The organism is Streptomyces sp. NBC_01320, from assembly GCF_035974375.1.
GTDB lineage: Bacteria > Actinomycetota > Actinomycetes > Streptomycetales > Streptomycetaceae > Streptomyces > Streptomyces yanii.
Genome location: NZ_CP108390.1, coordinates 8393161 through 8411271, shown reverse-complemented (window position 1 = coordinate 8411271; position 18111 = coordinate 8393161). Strand labels below are relative to the sequence as shown.

Annotated in this window: 15 protein-coding genes; 3 read left to right on the top strand and 12 right to left on the bottom strand. The window is 69.4% G+C overall.

Features of this window, described 5'->3' with window-relative positions; genetic code table 11:
* From pgi to uvrC, 10 genes are all read right to left on the bottom strand, one after another.
* A complete protein-coding gene (gene pgi, locus OG395_RS38240) occupies positions 1–1653 on the bottom strand; it encodes a glucose-6-phosphate isomerase (protein ID WP_327247013.1) in 1653 nt (550 codons plus the stop codon).
* 155 nt (positions 1654–1808) lie between these two features.
* Positions 1809–2144, bottom strand: a complete 336-nt coding sequence (locus tag OG395_RS38235; RefSeq protein ID WP_078839979.1) for an RNA polymerase-binding protein RbpA — start codon at positions 2142–2144, stop codon at positions 1809–1811.
* A 109-nt stretch (positions 2145–2253) separates the two neighbouring features.
* Positions 2254–2490, bottom strand: a complete 237-nt coding sequence (secG, locus tag OG395_RS38230; RefSeq protein ID WP_078839980.1) for a preprotein translocase subunit SecG — start codon at positions 2488–2490, stop codon at positions 2254–2256.
* A gap of 116 nt (positions 2491–2606) precedes the next feature.
* The gene (gene tpiA, locus OG395_RS38225) at positions 2607–3383 is read right to left on the bottom strand and encodes a triose-phosphate isomerase (RefSeq protein ID WP_327247012.1); all 777 of its coding nucleotides are present in this window, start codon (positions 3381–3383) and stop codon (positions 2607–2609) included.
* Between the two features lie 6 nt (positions 3384–3389).
* Complete coding sequence (locus OG395_RS38220; protein WP_327247011.1) at positions 3390–4601, bottom strand: phosphoglycerate kinase; 1212 nt, start codon at positions 4599–4601, stop codon at positions 3390–3392.
* A 108-nt stretch (positions 4602–4709) separates the two neighbouring features.
* The gene (gene gap / locus OG395_RS38215; RefSeq protein WP_266986920.1) at positions 4710–5714 is read right to left on the bottom strand and encodes a type I glyceraldehyde-3-phosphate dehydrogenase; all 1005 of its coding nucleotides are present in this window, start codon (positions 5712–5714) and stop codon (positions 4710–4712) included.
* A 262-nt stretch (positions 5715–5976) separates the two neighbouring features.
* On the bottom strand, positions 5977–6966 hold the full coding sequence (whiA, locus tag OG395_RS38210) for a DNA-binding protein WhiA (RefSeq protein ID WP_030919772.1): 990 nt from the start codon (positions 6964–6966) through the stop codon (positions 5977–5979).
* Positions 6957–7994, bottom strand: a complete 1038-nt coding sequence (locus tag OG395_RS38205; protein ID WP_266986918.1) for a gluconeogenesis factor YvcK family protein — start codon at positions 7992–7994, stop codon at positions 6957–6959. Before OG395_RS38205 ends, whiA begins: the two co-directional genes overlap by 10 nt.
* Positions 7991–8986, bottom strand: coding sequence for an RNase adapter RapZ (gene rapZ, locus OG395_RS38200; protein WP_327247010.1), 996 nt, complete (start codon positions 8984–8986; stop codon positions 7991–7993). Before rapZ ends, OG395_RS38205 begins: the two co-directional genes overlap by 4 nt.
* On the bottom strand, positions 8983–11013 hold the full coding sequence (gene uvrC / locus OG395_RS38195; RefSeq protein ID WP_327247009.1) for an excinuclease ABC subunit UvrC: 2031 nt from the start codon (positions 11011–11013) through the stop codon (positions 8983–8985). Before uvrC ends, rapZ begins: the two co-directional genes overlap by 4 nt.
* An 800-nt stretch (positions 11014–11813) precedes the next feature.
* Here uvrC and OG395_RS38190 point away from each other — a divergent pair.
* Complete coding sequence (locus OG395_RS38190; RefSeq protein WP_327247008.1) at positions 11814–12611, top strand: hypothetical protein; 798 nt, start codon at positions 11814–11816, stop codon at positions 12609–12611.
* A gap of 21 nt (positions 12612–12632) precedes the next feature.
* Here OG395_RS38190 and OG395_RS38185 read toward each other — a convergent pair whose 3' ends face one another.
* On the bottom strand, positions 12633–13061 hold the full coding sequence (locus OG395_RS38185) for a Rieske (2Fe-2S) protein (protein WP_327247007.1): 429 nt from the start codon (positions 13059–13061) through the stop codon (positions 12633–12635).
* A 425-nt stretch (positions 13062–13486) separates the two neighbouring features.
* The gene (gene uvrA / locus OG395_RS38180; protein ID WP_327247006.1) at positions 13487–16549 is read right to left on the bottom strand and encodes an excinuclease ABC subunit UvrA; all 3063 of its coding nucleotides are present in this window, start codon (positions 16547–16549) and stop codon (positions 13487–13489) included.
* A 176-nt stretch (positions 16550–16725) separates the two neighbouring features.
* Between uvrA and OG395_RS38175 the strand changes: the two genes are divergently transcribed.
* Together OG395_RS38175 and OG395_RS38170 are read left to right on the top strand one after the other, a co-directional pair.
* Positions 16726–17415 carry a maleylpyruvate isomerase family mycothiol-dependent enzyme gene (locus tag OG395_RS38175; protein WP_327247005.1) on the top strand — a complete coding sequence of 230 codons (690 nt, stop codon included), beginning with the start codon at positions 16726–16728 and terminating at the stop codon, positions 17413–17415.
* Between the two features lie 10 nt (positions 17416–17425).
* Positions 17426–18082 (top strand): MBL fold metallo-hydrolase, encoded by a 657-nt coding sequence (locus OG395_RS38170; RefSeq protein ID WP_266986906.1) that lies wholly within the window; start codon positions 17426–17428, stop codon positions 18080–18082.
* The last annotated feature ends 29 nt before the right edge of the window (positions 18083–18111 follow it).

Here is an 18111-nt window from a genome sequence, read left to right as displayed (position 1 = left end):
TCAGCGGCCCCGCCGCGTGCGGTACGCGGCGACGAGGGCGGCGGTCGAGCTGTCCAGCTGCTCGCCCCCTGTGCCTTCGGTCAGCACCGGCTCGATCTTCTTGGCGAGAACCTTGCCGAGCTCGACGCCCCACTGGTCGAAGGAGTCGATGTTCCAGACGGCGCCCTGGACGAAGACCTTGTGCTCGTACAGCGCGATGAGCTGGCCGAGCACGGACGGCGTCAGGCTGTCCGCGAGGATCGTCGTCGTGGGGTGATTGCCCCGGAACGTCTTGTGCGGCACCAGCTCCTCGGCGACGCCCTCCGCGCGGACCTCGTCCGGCGTCTTGCCGAAGGCCAGCGCCTGGGTCTGGGCGAAGAAGTTGGCCATCAGCAGATCGTGCTGGGCGACGAGCCCGGGCAGCAGGTCGGCGACCGGCTCGGCGAAGCCGATGAAGTCGGCCGGGATGACCTTGGTGCCCTGGTGGATCAACTGGTAGTAGGCGTGCTGCCCGTTGGTGCCGGGCGTGCCCCAGACGACCGGTCCGGTCTGCCACTCGACCGGATTGCCGTCCCGGTCCACGGACTTGCCGTTTGACTCCATGTCCAGCTGCTGCAAGTAGGCGGTGAACTTGGACAGATAGTGGCTGTACGGCAGCACGGCATGCGACTGGGCGTCGAAGAATCCGCCGTACCAGATGCCCAGCAGGCCGAGCAGCAGAGGGGCGTTGGCCTCCGCAGGGGCGGTGCGGAAGTGTTCGTCGACGAGGTGGAAGCCGTCGAGCATCTCGCGGAACCGGTCCGGTCCGATGGCGATCATCAGCGAGAGACCGATGGCCGAGTCGTACGAGTAGCGGCCGCCGACCCAGTCCCAGAACTCGAACATGTTGGCGGTGTCGATGCCGAAGTCCGCGACCTTCTCGGCGTTGGTCGAGAGCGCCACGAAGTGCTTCGCGACCGCGTCCTGCTCGGCCCGAAGGCCGGTCAGCAGCCAGTTGCGGGCGGAGGTGGCGTTGGTGATCGTCTCGATCGTGGTGAAGGTCTTAGACGCGACGATGAACAGCGTCTCGGCGGGGTCGAGGTCGCGAACGGCCTCGTGCAGGTCGGCGCCGTCGACGTTCGACACGAAGCGGACGGTGAGCGAGCGGTCCGTGAAGGAGCGCAGCACCTCGTACGCCATGGCGGGGCCGAGGTCGGAGCCGCCGATGCCGATGTTGACGATGTTCTTGATCGGCTTGCCGGTGTGGCCGGTCCACTCCCCTGACCTGATGCGGTCGGCGAAGGCCGCCATCTTGTCGAGCACCGCGTGCACGGCAGGCACCACGTTCTCGCCGTCGACCTCGATCACGGCGTCGCGCGGGGCACGCAGCGCGGTGTGCAGGACGGCGCGGTCCTCAGTGGTATTGATCTTCTCGCCGCGGAACATGGCGTCACGCAGCTCGGCGACTCCGGTGGCGTCGGCGAGCTCGCGCAGCAGCCGGAGCGTCTCGTCGGTGACCAGGTGCTTGGAGTAGTCGAGATACAGATCGCCGACCCGGAGGGTATATCCGGCCCCGCGCTCCGGATCGTCGGCGAACAGCTGCCGCAGATGCGTCTGCCCGAACTGCTCGCGGTGCTTGCCGAGAGCGGTCCACTCGGGCGTGTGATTCAGCTTGGTTCGGCTTTGTGCGTTCATCCCGGATATCAGCCCACTTCTTCTCGTACGTGCACATGCCCCGCTGCCCCTCCAACTTAATTGATCAGAGGGGTTGACGAGGCGACGGAGAGCTGCGGCGCCGACAAATGCACTCCGGCCGGTCACCCATGGGGTGACCGGCCGGTGAGCAAAAACTAGATTTCGCCCCGGAGTTTGGCCAGGGCCTCGGCGAGGATGGCCTCGCCGTCCGCATCGCTGCGCCGCTCACGTACATACGCAAGGTGCGTCTTGTACGGTTCGGTGCGCGGCGGGTCCGGCGGGTTGTCCCGGTCCTGACCGGCCGGGAAGCCACAGCGCGGGCAGTCCCAAGTGTCCGGTGTCTGCGCGTCACTGGCGAAGCTCGGCTGCGTCTCGTGCCCGTTCGAGCACCAGAAGGAGATGCGGAGACGCGGCGCGGACTCGCCCCGCTCGGCCTCCCCCATCGGCCCCGCTCCGACCCGGCTTCCCCGGATCGCGTTGCCACTTGCCACGGTCGTAACTCCCTGCGTGATGGTGCTCGAAGATGCCCCAGTCTACGTAAGGCCCAACGCGCGTCCAGTGAAAGGAGTTACACCCTCACCGGGAAGCGCGGACGCCGGGTCAGTTGTCCAGCTTCATCAGCAGACCAAGCACAACAATGCATGCGAACCAACCCAGACCGACCACCACGGTGATCCGGTCGAGGTTTCGCTCGGCGACCGAGGAGCCACCGACGGACGACTGCATACCGCCACCGAACATGTCGGAGAGGCCGCCGCCCTTTCCCTTGTGCATCAGCACCAGCAGCATCAGCAGCAGGCTGAAGACGATCAGGGCGATCGAGAACCCCATAACCACGGCTGGTCCCTACTTTCCGGAATTCCCTTGGACTGCTCTAACGGACAACGGGGGCCGGGAGGACAATGACCCCCACAGCCCCCGCAAGGGTACGACGGATCGGCGCTACCGCATACTCACTGGTCGCGGAAGCGGACGATCTTGACGAACTCGTCGGCATCCAGCGCGGCGCCGCCGATCAGGGCGCCGTCGATGTCGGGCTTCGCCATGATCTCCGCGACGTTCCCCGACTTCACGGAGCCGCCGTACTGGATGCGGACCGCGTCGGCCAGCTCCTGGGAGTACAGCTCGGCAAGCCGGCCGCGGATGGCCCCGCAGACCTCCTGGGCGTCGTCGGAGCCGCAGACCTTGCCGGTCCCGATGGCCCAGACCGGCTCGTACGCGATCACGATGGTCTCGGCCTGCTCGGCCGGGATGTCCTTGAGCGCGCCGTCGACCTGCGCGAGGGTGTGCGCGACGTGGCGGCCCTCCTCACGGACCGACTCCTCCTCGCCGACGCACAGGATCGGGGTCAGGCCGTGCTTGTAGGCGGCCTTCACCTTGGCGTTGACGATCTCGTCGGTCTCGTGGTGGTACTGGCGCCGCTCGGAGTGGCCGATCGCGACATAGGTGCACTTCAGCTTGGCGAGCATGGGACCGGAGATCTCACCGGTGTACGCGCCGGAGTCGTGCGCCGAGATGTCCTGGGCGCCGTACTTGATCTTCAGTTTGTCGCCGTCGACCAGCGTCTGCACCGAGCGCAGGTCGGTGAAGGGCGGCAGGACGGCGACCTCGACGGCGTCGTAGTCCTTGTCGGCCAGGGCGAAGGCGAGCTTCTGGACGTGTGCGATGGCCTCGAGGTGGTTGAGGTTCATCTTCCAGTTGCCCGCCATCAGCGGGGTACGGGTGCTCATGAAAAGTCAGTCCTCCAGTGCGGCGAGGCCGGGAAGCGTCTTGCCCTCGAGGTATTCGAGGCTGGCGCCGCCACCGGTCGAGATGTGGCCGAATGCGTTCTCGTCGAAGCCCAGGATGCGGACGGCAGCGGCGGAGTCGCCACCGCCGACGACACTGAAGCCCGAGGAGTCGACGAGGGCCTGGGCGACCGCCCGGGTGCCCTCGGCGTAGTCGGGGTGCTCGAAGACGCCCATCGGCCCGTTCCAGAAGACGGTGACGGCGTCGGCGAGCTTCGAGGCGTACAGCTTGTTGGTCTCGGGTCCGTTGTCCAGACCCATCACGCCGGCCGGGATGGCGTGCGCGGGCACAGTGCTGTGCTGGGTCGGCGCCTTGGTCTTGAGGTCCGGGAACTGCTCGGAGACCACGACGTCGACGGGGAGCACGAACTCCACGCCCTTCTCCTCGGCGCGCTTCAGATACTCCAGCACCGCCGGGATCTGGTCCTCCTGCAGGAGGGAACTGCCGACCTCGTGGCCCTGGGCCTTGAGGAAGGTGTACGCCATGCCACCGCCGATGAGGATGCGGTCGGCCCGCTCCAGGAGGTGGTCGATGACGCCGAGCTTGTCGGAGACCTTGGAGCCGCCGAGCACGACCGCGTAGGGACGTGCGACGTCCTCGGTGAGCTTCTTCAGGACGCCGACCTCGGTGGCGATCAGGTCGCCCGCGGCGTGCGGCAGCCGGGCCGGGAGGTCGAAGACCGAGGCGTGCTTGCGGTGGACCGCTCCGAAGCCGTCGCCCACGTACACATCGGCGAGTTCGGCGAGCTGGTCGGCGAACGCGCCGCGCTCGGCGTCGTCCTTCGACGTCTCGCCGGGGTTGAAGCGGAGATTCTCGATGACGGCGACCCGGCCGTCGGTGAGGGCTGCGACCGTGGCGCGGGCGGACTCGCCGACCGTGTCGGTCGCGAAGGCGACGTCGGCGCCGATCAGTTCGCCGAGCCGGGCGGCGGCGGGGGCCAGGGAGAAGGCCGGGTCCGGGGCGCCCTTGGGGCGACCCAGGTGCGAGGCGACGATGACCTTCGCACCGGCCGCGGCGAGCTTCTCCACGGTCGGCTGAACGGCGCGGATGCGGCCGTCGTCGGTGATGGTGGTGCCGCTCAGCGGCACGTTGAGGTCGGCGCGGACGAATACGCGCTTGCCGGCGACCCCTTCGGCGAGAAGTTCGTCGATCGTCTTCATCTTGCTGGACTCCTTGGAGGGCGGGAGAGCATGCAACGGGGCTCGAACGGCGCTGCGTTGCGCCGTCCGAGCCCCGTGCTCACATCGAGGTGCCTGCCGATTCGACGGTCAGAGCTGGCTGCCGACGAACACGGTCAGGTCGACGAGGCGGTTGGAGTAGCCCCACTCGTTGTCGTACCAGCCGATGACCTTGACCTGCGTACCCTCTGCCATGGTCAGCAGGGAGTCGAAGGTGCAGGACGCCGGGTCCGAGACGATGTCCGAGGACACGATCGGGTCCTGGGTGTAGACGAGCTTGCCCTTGAGGGGGCCCTCGGCGGCCTTCTGGAAGGCGGCGTTGACCTCGTCGCGGGTGACCTCGCGCTCCAGCGTGATGACCAGGTCGGTGACCGAGCCGGTCGGGACCGGAACGCGCATCGCGATGCCGTCGAGCTTGCCCTTGAGCTGAGGGAGCACCAGAGCGGTGGCCTTGGCGGCACCGGTCGTGGTCGGGATGATGTTCTCCGCGGCGGCGCGGGCGCGACGCAGGTCGGAGTGCGGGAAGTCCAGGATGCGCTGGTCGTTCGTGTACGCGTGAACCGTCGTCATGAGGCCCTTGACGATGCCGAAGTTCTCGTCCAGAACCTTGGCCATCGGCGCAACACAGTTGGTGGTGCAGGAGGCGTTGGAGATGACGTGGTGGTTGGCCGCGTCGTACTTGTCCTCGTTGACGCCCATCACGATCGTGATGTCCTCGTCCTTGGCCGGAGCCGAGATGAGGACCTTCTTGGCACCACCGGCGATGTGCTTCTCGGCGTCGGCCTTCTTGGTGAAGATGCCGGTCGACTCGATGACGACGTCGACACCCAGCTCACCCCAGGGGATGTCGGCCGGGTTGCGCTCGGAGAGCACCTTGATGGTGTGGCCGTCGACGGTGATGCTGTCGGCGGTGTGGCTGACCTCGGCCTTCAGACGACCCAGAATGGTGTCGTACTTCAGAAGGTGGGCCGTGGTCGCAGTGTCACCCAGGTCGTTGACAGCCACGATCTCGATGTCCGCACCCTGCTCCAGCAGCGCGCGGAAGTAGTTACGACCGATGCGGCCAAAGCCGTTGATGCCTACGCGGATCGTCACGAACCGATCTCCTCGTTAGGTACGCCGGTTTTCGACGCCGGCGAGTTGTATTGGGATGTCCCCGACCGCCTCCGACCCTACCTCTCCAAGGGCCCGTGAGTGACATCGAGCGGCGCCGGAAGCGCCGCGGAGGCCCGTACTCCCCGGTAAAAGTACGGGCCTCCGGACGCTCGGCTGCGCACGCAGCGATGATTACTGTCTGTCAACACCTGCGAGAATGCCGCGTGTTCCGCTTTCGGCCGACTTTCGCCGCCGTTTCCGCTCAGCCCACCAGGCCGTCGGCGAGCTCCTCACTCAGGGTGGACTCCGTCCCCGGGATACCGAGGTCCTGGGCCCGCTTGTCGGCCATGGCCAGGAGTCGGCGGATCCGGCCGGCCACCGCGTCCTTCGTCAGCGGCGGGTCGGCGAGGGCGCCCAGTTCCTCCAGGGAGGCCTGCTTGTGCTCCATGCGCAGCCGTCCGGCCGCCGCAAGGTGCTCGGGCACCTCTTCGCCCAGGATCTCCAGGGCACGCCCGACGCGGGCACCCGCCGCCACCGCGGCCCGCGCGGAGCGGCGCAGATTGGCGTCGTCGAAGTTGGCCAGCCGGTTGGCGGTGGCGCGGACCTCGCGGCGCATCCGCCGCTCCTCCCAGGCCAGCACCGACTCATGGGCGCCGAGCCGGGTGAGCAGGGCACCGATCGCGTCGCCGTCGCGGACGACGACACGGTCGACGCCGCGCACCTCGCGTGCCTTCGCCGCGATGGAGAGCCTGCGGGCCGCGCCGACCAGCGCGAGCGCCGCCTCCGGGCCCGGGCAGGTCACCTCCAGCGAGGAGGAGCGGCCCGGCTCGGTGAGCGAGCCGTGGGCCAGGAAGGCCCCGCGCCAGGCGGCCTCGGCATCGCAGGTGGCCCCCGAGACGACCTGCGGCGGCAGACCGCGGATCGGACGGCCGCGGCCGTCCACCAGGCCGGTCTGGCGGGCCAGCTGGTCGCCGCCCGCCACCACTCGTACGACATAGCGGGAGCCGCGCCGCAGACCGCCGGGGGCCATCACGATCAGCTCCGAGCTGTGCCCGAAGATCTCGAGAATGTCCCGCTTCAGCCGGCGTGCCGCCATCGCGGTGTCCAGCTCCGCCTCGATCACAATCCGGCCACTCACCAGGTGCAGCCCGCCCGCGAACCGAAGAATCGCCGAAACCTCTGCCTTCCTGCAGCAGGTCCGGGTCACGGGAAGCCGAGAGATTTCGTCCTTCACCGCTGGCGTCATCGCCATGGGCCGATCCTTCCATGCATCCGAAAAATACGGTCGTACGCGGCGGCCAACAGCTCCGGATCATGGATCGGAACGCCGTCGGGTGAGGCCACCGGCGCCAGCTCGACCGCGGCACCGAGCCGCTTGGCGGCATCGGCGAGGGACTCGCGATCGGGCACGGCGGCTTCGTCGGCCAGCACCACGTCCAGGGCGAGTTTAGGGGCGTGTCGTCCCAAAACCTCCAAATGACGCTGCGGAGAGAAGCCATCAGTTTCACCGGGTTGCGGTGCGAGGTTGAGCGAGAGGACCTTGCGGGCCTTCGTCACGACGAGCGCGTCGAGCAGTTCCGGTACGAGCAGATGCGGGATCACGGAGGAGAACCACGATCCCGGGCCGAGCACCACCCAGTCCGCGTCCAGGACCGCTTCGACCGCCTCCGGTACGGCCGGCGGGTCGTTCGGGACGAGGTGCACGGACTGCACCTCACCGGGGGTGAGCGCCACCGTCGCCTGGCCGCGCACCGTGTCCACCTCGTCCGGACGGGCCGGGTCGTGACCCCGTACGAGCGCCTGGAGCTCCAGCGGCACGGCGGACATGGGCAGCACCCGGCCGTGCGCGCCGAGGAGCTTGCCGACCAGGTCCAGGGCCTGCACATGGTCACCGAGCTGCTCCCACAGGGCGACGATCAGCAGATTGCCGACCGCGTGCTCGTGCAGATCGCCCTTGGACTGGAAGCGGTGCTGGATGACCTGGGCCCAGGTCTGGCCCCAGTCGTCGTCGCCGCAGAGCGCGGCGAGCGCCTTCCGGAGGTCGCCGGGCGGCAGGACGCCGAGCTCCTCGCGGAGCCGACCACTGGAGCCGCCGTCGTCGGCGACGGTGACCACGGCGGTGAGATCGCCGGTGATCCGACGCAGCGCCGCGAGCGACGCGGACAGGCCCATGCCGCCGCCGAGGGCGACGACCTTGGGATGCGGGGCGCCGCGCTTGCGGGCGGAGAGCGCAGAGGTGGCTCTGCGCAGCCGCCGCAGGCGCAGATTACGGCTGGTCACTCGCGCCCCATGTCCCGGTGGACGAGGACGGTCTCGATTCCTTCGGTGGCGAGCCGCGCGGCGAGCTTCTCCGACATCGCGACGGAGCGGTGCTTGCCGCCCGTGCAGCCGACGGCGATCGTCACATAGCGCTTGCCCTCGCGGCGGTAGCCCGCGGCGACGAGCTGCAGCAGCTCGGTGTACTGGTTGAGGAACTCCTTGGCGCCCGGCTGGTCGAAGACGTACGCCGACACCTCCTCGTTGAGCCCGGTGAACGGGCGCAGCTCCGGGACCCAGTGCGGGTTGGGCAGGAAGCGGCAGTCCACCACCAGGTCGGCGTCGACCGGCAGGCCGTACTTGAAGCCGAACGACATCACCGTGGCCCGAAGCTCCGGCTCCTCGTCGCCGGCGAACTGGGCGTCCATCTTGGCGCGCAGCTCGTGCACGTTGAGGCTGGAGGTGTCGATCACCAGGTCGGCGTCGCCGCGCAGCTCGCGCAGCAGGTCGCGCTCGGCCGCGATGCCGTCGACGATGCGGCCGTCACCCTGGAGGGGGTGCGGGCGGCGGACCGATTCGAAGCGGCGGACCAGCGCGTCGTCGGACGACTCCAGGAAGACGATCCGCCGGGTGACGTGCTTGGCCTCGAGGTCGGCGAGGGATTCCCGGAGGTTGTCGAAGAAGCGGCGGCCGCGCACGTCGACGACGACGGCGATCCGGGCCACATTGCCCTGCGACCGGGCACCCAGCTCCACCATGGTGGGGATCAGCGCGGGCGGCAGGTTGTCGACGACGAACCAGCCGAGGTCCTCCAGACATTTGGCGGCGGTGGACCGCCCGGCGCCCGACATACCGGAGATGATCACCAGCTCGGGGATGGCCGCAGTGGCGTCGCCCGTCTCGATCGTGGTGCCCGTACTCACGTGTCCTGCTCCGTCTGCTCGGTCTGTGCGGTCATGCGCGCGTTCTTGCTCGTGCTGCTGATTGTGCTCTTGTTCCTGCTCGTGCTCAGTCATGTTGCGCTGCCCCCGTCGTCCTCTTCAATGATCTCTCCTGTCGCCGTGTTCACGGCGGGCGCGGCCGGGGCGGTCGAGGCGAGGGCGACAGCCACTGATTCCGCCGTCCTGCGGCCTATTCCCGGAACCTCGCAGATCTCGTCGATTGTCGCCTGCTTCAGCTTCTTCACGGAGCCGAAATGCTTGATCAACGCCTGCTTCCTGGTCTCGCCGAGTCCGGCGACCGCATCGAGAGGGCTGGAGCGGATGCGCTTGGCCCGCTTGGCGCGCTGGTAGGTGATGGCGAAGCGGTGGGCCTCGTCGCGGACGCGCTGCAGGAGGTAGAGGCCCTCACTGGAGCGGGGCAGGACCACGGGGTCGTCGTCCTCGGGCAGCCAGACCTCTTCGAGACGCTTGGCGAGGCCGCAGACGGCGATGTCGTCGATCCCCAGCTCGTCGAGGGCCCGCATGGCCGCGGCGACCTGTGGCTGGCCGCCGTCGACCACCACGAGCTGCGGCGGGTAGGCGAACCTCTTGGGGCGGCCGTCGTCCTCGCGGGACCCGACCTCGAAGGGGTCGGCATCGGAGGCTTCCGGGGCCGGGACGGCTCCGGTGGGGGCAGGGGTCTCCTCCCACTCCCCCGTCCGTTCCTTCTCCTGCAGGTACCGCTTGAAGCGGCGGCCGATCACCTCGTGCATCGAGCGGACGTCGTCCTGGCCCTCGAAGCCCTTGATCTGGAAGCGGCGGTACTCGCTCTTGCGGGCCAGACCGTCCTCGAAGACGACCATGGAGGCGACCACGTCGTCGCCCTGGAGATGGGAGATGTCGAAGCACTCGATGCGCAGCGGAGCCGAATCGAGGCCGAGCGCCTCGGCGATCTCCTCCAGGGCGCGGGAGCGGGTCGTCAGATCGGAGGCGCGCTTGGTCTTGTGCAGCCCCAGGGCCTGCTGGGCGTTGCGCTGGACCGTCACCATCAGGTCCTTCTTGTCGCCGCGCTGCGGGATGCGCAGGCTGACCTGGGAGCCTCGGCGGTCGGCGAGCCACTGGGAGACCGCTTCCGGGTCCTCCGGAAGGGCCGGGACGAGGACCTCCTTGGGGACGGAGTCGCCCGTCTCCTCCCCGTACAACTGCTGCAGGGCGTGCTCGACGAGGTCCGAGGTGTCGACCGCCTCGACCTTGTCGGTGACCCAGCCGCGCTGGCCGCGCACCCGGCCGCCGCGGACGTGGAAGATCTGCACGGCGGCCTCGAGCTCGTCCTCGGCGAGCGCGATCAGGTCGGCGTCGGTGGCGTCGGCGAGGACGACGGCGCTCTTCTCCATGGCCCGCTTGAGGGCCTCCACGTCGTCGCGGAGCCGGGCCGCCCGCTCGTACTCCATCTCCTCGGCCGCCGCCATCATGTCCTTCTCCAGGCGGCGGATGTACGTGCCCGTGCGGCCGGCCATGAAGTCGCAGAAATCGTCCGCCAGTTCGCGGTGTTCCTCGGGGGTGACCCGGCCGACGCAGGGCGCCGAGCACTTGCCGATGTAGCCGAGGAGGCAGGGGCGGCCGGTCCGCGCGGCGTTCTTGAAGACACCGGCGGAGCACGTGCGTACGGGAAAGACCCGGAGCATCAGGTCGACGGTCTCGCGGATCGCCCAGGCGTGCCCGTACGGACCGAAGTAGCGCACGCCCTTCTTCTTGGCACCGCGCATGACCTGCACGCGCGGGAACTCCTCGTTGAGCGTGACCGCGAGGTACGGATAGCTCTTGTCGTCCCGGTACTTGACGTTGAACCGGGGGTCGTACTCCTTGATCCAGGAGTACTCCAGCTGGAGCGCCTCGACCTCGGTGGCGACGACGGTCCACTCGACGGAGGCGGCCGTGGTGACCATCGTGCGCGTACGGGGGTGGAGATTGGCCAGGTCCTGGAAGTAGTTGGCCAGGCGCTGGCGCAGGCTCTTCGCCTTCCCGACGTAGATCACCCGGCGGTGCTCGTCACGGAATCTGTAGACCCCCGGGGAGTCGGGGATCTGTCCCGGCTTGGGGCGGTAGCTGGAGGGGTCTGCCATGCCTCCCACCCTACTTGCGGGCAGTGACAGTGCGGTGACGTCAGGGGTGATGCCGGCCGCCGCGCAGCCGCCCGCCCTGCCGGAGCAGGCACAGCCGGAGCCGAGGAGCTTGTTCCGGTCACCCTCCTGCAACCGGGGCGGTGGGCGTCCGATGTGGGGCCACGGGCGCCGACCACCCGGGCCGCGTCCTGGTCCAGCGGGAGCACGCGGCCGTCTTTCCGGAGCTACCGGGCATCCATCCGCGGCTCGCGGAAGACCGTGCCGCCGGGGAGCTTGCGGGCTCCCGCGGTGGCGTACCGCGTCTTCGTCGTCGCCGACGATGTTCACCACCTGCCAGGCGCCTGACGTCCCCGCCTCGGGGACGGTCCGAAGGGACGCTTTCCGGCCGTCCGAGGAGACCGCCGGGCGGGACGTGGGCGCGCCCATGTCCCGGCGACGAAGTCCGGGGCCGGGGTGCGCACGGGGACGGCGCCGCCCTCGATGCGTGGTGCGGCTGCCTGGTGGCCGCGCCCTCCCGGGCGAGAACCGGGACAGGGTGTCCAAGGTCGGTGGCGGCGTCGTGGGCGGCCGCCAGGGCGGGACGACGGCGGCGCACAGGCGGGGGTGGGGTAATCGGAGCGTCCGGACGCTGCTGAGGGAGCGTCAACCGTTCTCGGGGACAACACGCTTCAATGCGGGGAAACATCGCGGGGTGAGCGGTGAGGCGGATGCGTGAACGGTCCGCCCCCGGCGACCTGCCGCCCCGCTCCCAGCGGCGCGGTCCCGCCGCCCGTGTCGTGAATGTTCACCGGAGGCGCGTCATGCAGCACATCGAGGCCGAACTGGCGCAGGTGCTGCACACCGGCCCGTTCCATCTGGCGCTGCGCACCGCTCTGTCGGTCCGCGGACTCCCCCTCCAGCGGGTGCAGCACCATCTCGCACACCGCGGGGTGAAGGTCGGTGTGACCAGCCTCAGTTACTGGCAGCACGGCGCCCGGCGCCCGCAGCGCGCCGAGTCCCTGCGGGCGGTGGAAGCACTGGAGGAGGTGCTGCGGCTGCCGGGCGACTCACTGCTGCGGCTCCTGCGGGCCGGGGATGCCCGCGCGGACGCCGAGCGCCCGGCGGCGCGATCGTATCGCTCGCTGATGGAGGCGGCCGGGGCAGTGGAGCGGCTGCTCGACGCGCCGGGGTCGCCTGCCGACGGCGGACTGCACACGGTGGGGCACCAGGAGCGGGTACGGATCGGGCCCGGCCGGGAGATGCAGTGCCGGGACTCGCAGCATGTCGTACGGGCGCACCGCGACGGGATCGACCGCTACCTCGCCGTGTACCGGGGCGATCCGGGCCGCGATCCCGCGCGGGTGACGGTGACGGCCCGGGTGAACTGCCGGACGGGCCGGGTCCGCCGGGACCGGGAGGCGGGGGTGCTCGTCGCCGAGCTGCTCTTCGACACCCGGCTGCGGGCGGGTGAGACGTACGTCTTCGGCGCCCAGGTGTCGGCGGGGGCGCCGCGCCGTGGCCGCGCGGACCTCGCCCTCACCGGTCGGCACCGGAGCGTTCACCTGGTGGAGCAGGGGGTACGGCCCGGCCTGATCGGCATCGACTGGGACTGGGGGTGACCCGGCCCTGGGCGTCGGGCGTCAGGCGTCAGGACCGGCGATCAGCTTTCCGCCCTCGACCTTGACCGGGACGGAGGGCAGCGGCACGGTGGCCGGACCCTGCACCGCCTTACCGGTGGTCGTGTCGAAGCGGCTGCCGTGGCAGGGGCAGTTCCCCTCGTTGTCCTCGACCTTGTCCAGCAGGCAGCCCGCGTGGGTGCACTGGGCGCTGAACGCCTTGAACTCGCCCTTGGCCGGGCAGCTGACGACGACCCGCTGCTCGCGGTAGAGCTTGGATCCGCCGACCGGCACCTCATCCGGGGAGCCGAGCTCGACGGGGGCGGTGGGGGTCGGCGTCTGGGCGTGCCCGAGCTTCGATTCGGTCGAACAGGCGGCCACTCCCAGCCCGGCGACACCGGCGAGAGCGGCACCCTTCAGCACGGTACGGCGGGCGGTGGGCTGGCCGGACATGCGGACTCCACGGGGTGAGAGGGGTGGGACGAAGAGGGGCGTCGGGGAGACACCGGGTGCATCAGGGGTACCGGAAGGCACCCGGGGCACCACCGGCATCAGTGACAGAACCGACGATACCGGCGGAGACGGGCGGTCCTGCGGCCGGGCGGGTCGTGGACGGTCATGCCTGGTCAGGAGCGGTCGCAACCGCACCTGAGCAGCCATGACCGACCCGCAGCGGCCGCAGGCCGGGTCGGCGGCGGGCCGGGCCACCCACTCCTCGCGGCAACCGGCGGTGGCAGACCATCGCCGGTTGCTGTCGCCCGCGCCGGGCTGTCACCGGGCGGCAGCCGAGCGTGGCCGCACGCGACCGGTGGGGGCTGCCCGCGAGGTGACGGTTCCCCGCCTGGCGGCCGGGAGCCGTCACCTCGACGCGCGGCGCGTCAGGCCTTGCGTGCGCGGGTCGTCTTCTTCGCCGCAGCCGTCTTGGCCGACTTGGCCGACTTGGCCGACTTGGCCGACTTGGCCGCCGCGCTCCCGCCGATATCCGTCTTGGCCGTCGCCGTCCTCCGCGCGGGGGACGACTTCGCGGCCACGGCCTTCTTCGCGGTCGTCCTCCGCACCGGCTTCCGCGCTGCGGGCACCGCCGCCTCGCTCACCCGGTCCGCGTCCAGGATGCCCTGGAGGAACTTGCCCGTGTGGCTCGCCGGGACCGTCGCGACCAGCTCCGGCGTACCCTCGGCGACCACCAGGCCACCGCCGTTGCCGCCCTCGGGACCCATGTCGATGACCCAGTCCGCGGTCTTGATGACGTCGAGGTTGTGCTCGATGACGATCACCGAGTTGCCCTTGTCGACCAGTCCGGACAGCACCTTGATGAGCTTGCTGATGTCCTCGAAGTGCAGTCCGGTGGTCGGCTCGTCCAGGACGTAGACCGTGCGGCCGGTGGAGCGCTTCTGCAGCTCGCTCGCGAGCTTCACGCGCTGCGCCTCACCGCCGGAGAGCGTAGGCGCGGACTGACCGAGCCTGACGTATCCGAGGCCCACCTCGTGGAGCGTACGGAGATGGCGGGCGATCGTCGGGACGGCCTCGAAGAACTCCAGGCCCTCCTCGATCGGCATGTCGAGCACCTCGGCGATCGACTTGCCCTTGTAGTGGACCTCCAGCGTCTCCCGGTTGTACCGCGCCCCGTGGCAGACCTCGCACGGGACGTACACGTCCGGCAGGAAGTTCATCTCGATCTTGATCGTGCCGTCGCCGGAGCAGTTCTCGCAGCGGCCGCCCTTGACGTTGAAGGAGAAGCGGCCCGGCAGATAGCCGCGCACCTTCGCCTCCATCGTCTCGGCGAACAGCTTGCGGACATGGTCGAAGACGCCGGTGTACGTCGCCGGGTTGGACCGGGGCGTACGGCCGATCGGCGACTGGTCGACGTGCACCACCTTGTCGACCAGGTCGTCGCCGTCGACCCGGGTGTGCCGCCCGGGGACCGACTTGGCGCCGTTCAGCTCGCGCGCCAGGTGGGTGTAGAGGATGTCGTTGACCAGCGTCGACTTCCCCGACCCCGAGACTCCGGTGACGGCTGTGAGCACCCCGAGCGGGAAGGAGACGTCGATGTCCTGGAGGTTGTTCTCCCGGGCTCCGTGCACCGTGAGCCTGCGCGTCGGGTCGACCGGGCGCCGGATGTCGGGCATCGCGATGGCCTTCTTGCCGACCAGATACTGGCCGGTGATCGACTCGTCGTTGCCGAGCAGCTCCTTGAGCGAGCCGGAGTGGACCACCTTGCCGCCGTGCTCACCGGCGCCGGGGCCGATGTCGACGACCCAGTCGGCGACCTTGATGGTGTCCTCGTCGTGCTCGACGACGATGAGCGTGTTGCCCATGTCACGGAGCCGGACCAGCGTCTCGATCAGCCGGTGGTTGTCGCGCTGGTGCAGGCCGATGGACGGCTCGTCCAGCACGTACAGCACGCCGACGAGTCCGGAGCCGATCTGGGTGGCGAGCCGGATGCGCTGCGCCTCGCCGCCGGACAGAGTGCCCGCCGCGCGGTTCAGCGAGAGATAGTCGAGGCCGACGTCGACGAGGAACCTCAGCCGCTCGTTGACCTCCTTGAGCACCCGCTCGGCGATCTTCTTGTCGCGGGCGTTCAGTTTCATCCGACCGAGGAATTCGGCGCACTCGCTGATGGACATCGCGGCGACCTGGGCGATGGACTTCTCCATCACCGTGACCGCGAGGACGATCGGCTTCAGCCTGGTGCCCTCACAGGTCGGGCAGGGCACCTCGCGCATGTAGCCCTCGAAGCGCTCCCTGCTGGAGTCGCTCTCGGCGTCGGAGTGCCGCCGCTTGACGAACTGCACCGCGCCCTCGAAGGCCGGGGTGGTGTACGCGCGCTCACGCCCGTACCGGTTGCGGTAGCGGACCTCGGTCTGGATCTTGTGGCCGAAGAGCAGGGCCCTCTTGGCCCGCTGAGGCAGCCCGGCCCACGGGATGTCCGTACGGAACCCGAGGGCTGCGGCGAGCGCGTCGATCTGCCGCCCGAAGTACTCCTTGGTGTGGCCGTGCGACCAGGGGTGGATCGCACCCTCGTCGAGGGACTTCTCCTCGTCGGGGACGATCAGCTCCGGGTCGACCTCCATCCGCGTACCGATGCCCGTGCAGTCGGGGCAGGCGCCGAAGGGGGAGTTGAAGGAGAAGGAGCGCGGCTCCAGTTCTTCGAAGGAGAGGTCGTCGTACGGGCAGTAGAGGTGCTCGGAATACATCCGCTCACGCTCGGGGTCGTCCTCCGGGAGGTCGACGAAGTCGAGCACGACCATGCCGCCGGAGAGCCCGAGCGCGGTCTCGACCGAGTCGGTCAGCCGGCGCTTGGCGCTGTCCTTCACCGTGAGGCGGTCGATGACCACCTCGATGGTGTGCTTCTCCTGCTTCTTCAGCGTGGGCGGCTCGGAGAGGTGGATGGTCTCGCCGTCGACCCGGGCCCTGCTGTAGCCCTTGGTCTGCAGATCGGCGAAGAGGTCGACGAACTCGCCCTTGCGCTCGCGCACCAGCGGCGACAGCACCTGGAAGCGGCTGCCCTCGGGCAGGCCGAGCACCTTGTCGACGATGGCCTGCGGCGACTGCCGGGAGATGGGGCGAGAGCACTCGGGGCAGTGCGGCTTGCCGATCCGGGCGAAGAGCAGCCGGAGGTAGTCGTACACCTCGGTGATCGTGCCGACCGTCGAGCGCGGGTTGCGCGAGGTCGACTTCTGATCGATGGAGACGGCCGGGGACAGGCCCTCGATGAAATCGACGTCCGGCTTGTCCATCTGGCCGAGGAACTGCCGGGCGTACGAGGAGAGGGACTCCACGTACCGGCGCTGGCCCTCGGCGAAGATCGTGTCGAACGCGAGAGACGACTTGCCCGACCCGGAAAGCCCGGTGAAGACGATGAGGGAGTCGCGGGGAAGGTCGAGCGAGACGTTCTTGAGGTTGTGCTCGCGAGCGCCACGGACGATGAGACGGTCGGTCACGCCGGTCCGCACCTTTCTAGAGAGAAGTGGGGGAACTGAGCCCCTGTCCCAGGGTATGGGGGGCGCCACAGCGGTGTACGAAGCTTTTCGACTCCGAGCGTATAGCACGCGCATTCGATTTATGGACGGTCGATGACTCCTTCACCCGAACGAGTGCCGAGGCTAGGCTCAGCCGCATGATTGATCACGCGCACGACCTGGCAGCCGTACGTGAAGCGACGGATCGACTCCTCAGCGCGACGGTGAAACTGGACGACGTCACCGCCGCCGAACCGTCACGGCTGCCCGGCTGGAGCCGGGGCCATGTCCTTGCACACCTTTCCCGTAACGCCGACGCGCTCGTAAATGTTCTCCAGGGCCGTCCCATGTACGCAGACAGCGAAACCCGCGATCGGGACATCGAGCGCGACGCACCCCGGCCGCTCACCGAACAGCTGGCCGACCTGCGCGAGAGCGCGGCCCGCTTCCTGGCCGCCGCCGCCGAGCCGGCCGACTGGTCCCGCACCATCACGATGCGCAACGGCGTGACCGACTCCGCCTCCCGGGTCCCCTTCCGCCGCTGGATCGAGGTCGATCTGCACCATGTCGACCTGGGGATCGGCTACGAGCTCGAAGATCTTCCGGACGAATTCGTGGCCCGTGAGATCGACTTCCTCGCGGAGCGGTTCGGCCGTCACCCGGAGGTCGTGTCCACGGGTCTGGGCGCCGACGACGGCCGGTTCTGGACCACGGGTGGCGGCGCCGAGGGCCCGGCCGTCGCGGTCCGCGGACCGGCGCCGGAGCTGCTCGGCTGGCTCGCCGGACGCCGCGACGGCTCGGTGCTGAAGGTCGACGGCGGCCCTCTTCCCGTACTGCCGCCGCTATAGGCTGAGACGTATGACGTACAGCGGAACGGTCAAGGTCGGCGGACCTGCGGATGTACACGAGTTGACGGACCTGATGATCTCCAAGGTCGCCGTCGGCCCGATGAACAACAACGCCTATCTGCTGCGCTGCCGGGCCACCGGCGAGCAGCTCCTGATCGACGCGGCCGCCGAGGCCCCCACCCTGCTGCGGCTGATCGGTGACGACTCCATCGCGTCCGTCGTCACCACCCATCAGCACGGCGACCACTGGCAGGCGCTGGGCGAGGTGGTGGCGGCCACCGGTGCGCGTACCTATGCGGGGCGGTACGACGCCGAGGGCATCCCGGTCCCGACCGATGTGCTGGTCGACGACGACGACACGATCCGGGTGGGGCAGGTCACCCTGACCGCGCGCCATCTGGTCGGTCACACCCCGGGCTCCATCGCGCTGGTCTACGACGACCCGCACGGCGCCCCGCATCTGTTCACCGGGGATTGCCTCTTCCCCGGCGGGGTCGGCAATACCCGCAAGGACCCCGAAGCGTTCGCGAGCCTGCTCCACGACGTGGAGACCAAGCTCTTCGACGTGCTGCCCGACGAGACCTGGGTCTATCCGGGCCACGGCCACGACACGACGCTCGGCGACGAGCGTCCGCAGCTGCCCGAGTGGCGCGCACGCGGCTGGTGACATGAGAGTGCGGGTGAGCGGTTGCACCG

Excerpts from the sequence above, each read along its gene's own strand:
- pgi (WP_327247013.1), bottom strand. The coding sequence starts at position 1,653 with ATGAACGCACAAAGCCGAACCAAGCTGAATCACACGCCCGAGTGGACC.
- tpiA (WP_327247012.1), bottom strand. The coding sequence starts at position 3,383 with ATGAGCACCCGTACCCCGCTGATGGCGGGCAACTGGAAGATGAACCTC.
- OG395_RS38220 (WP_327247011.1), bottom strand. The coding sequence starts at position 4,601 with ATGAAGACGATCGACGAACTTCTCGCCGAAGGGGTCGCCGGCAAGCGC.
- whiA (WP_030919772.1), bottom strand. The coding sequence starts at position 6,966 with ATGGCGATGACGCCAGCGGTGAAGGACGAAATCTCTCGGCTTCCCGTG.
- rapZ (WP_327247010.1), bottom strand. The coding sequence starts at position 8,986 with ATGACTGAGCACGAGCAGGAACAAGAGCACAATCAGCAGCACGAGCAA.
- uvrC (WP_327247009.1), bottom strand. The coding sequence starts at position 11,013 with ATGGCAGACCCCTCCAGCTACCGCCCCAAGCCGGGACAGATCCCCGAC.
- OG395_RS38190 (WP_327247008.1), top strand. The coding sequence starts at position 11,814 with ATGCAGCACATCGAGGCCGAACTGGCGCAGGTGCTGCACACCGGCCCG.
- OG395_RS38185 (WP_327247007.1), bottom strand. The coding sequence starts at position 13,061 with ATGTCCGGCCAGCCCACCGCCCGCCGTACCGTGCTGAAGGGTGCCGCT.
- OG395_RS38175 (WP_327247005.1), top strand. The coding sequence starts at position 16,726 with ATGATTGATCACGCGCACGACCTGGCAGCCGTACGTGAAGCGACGGAT.
- OG395_RS38170 (WP_266986906.1), top strand. The coding sequence starts at position 17,426 with ATGACGTACAGCGGAACGGTCAAGGTCGGCGGACCTGCGGATGTACAC.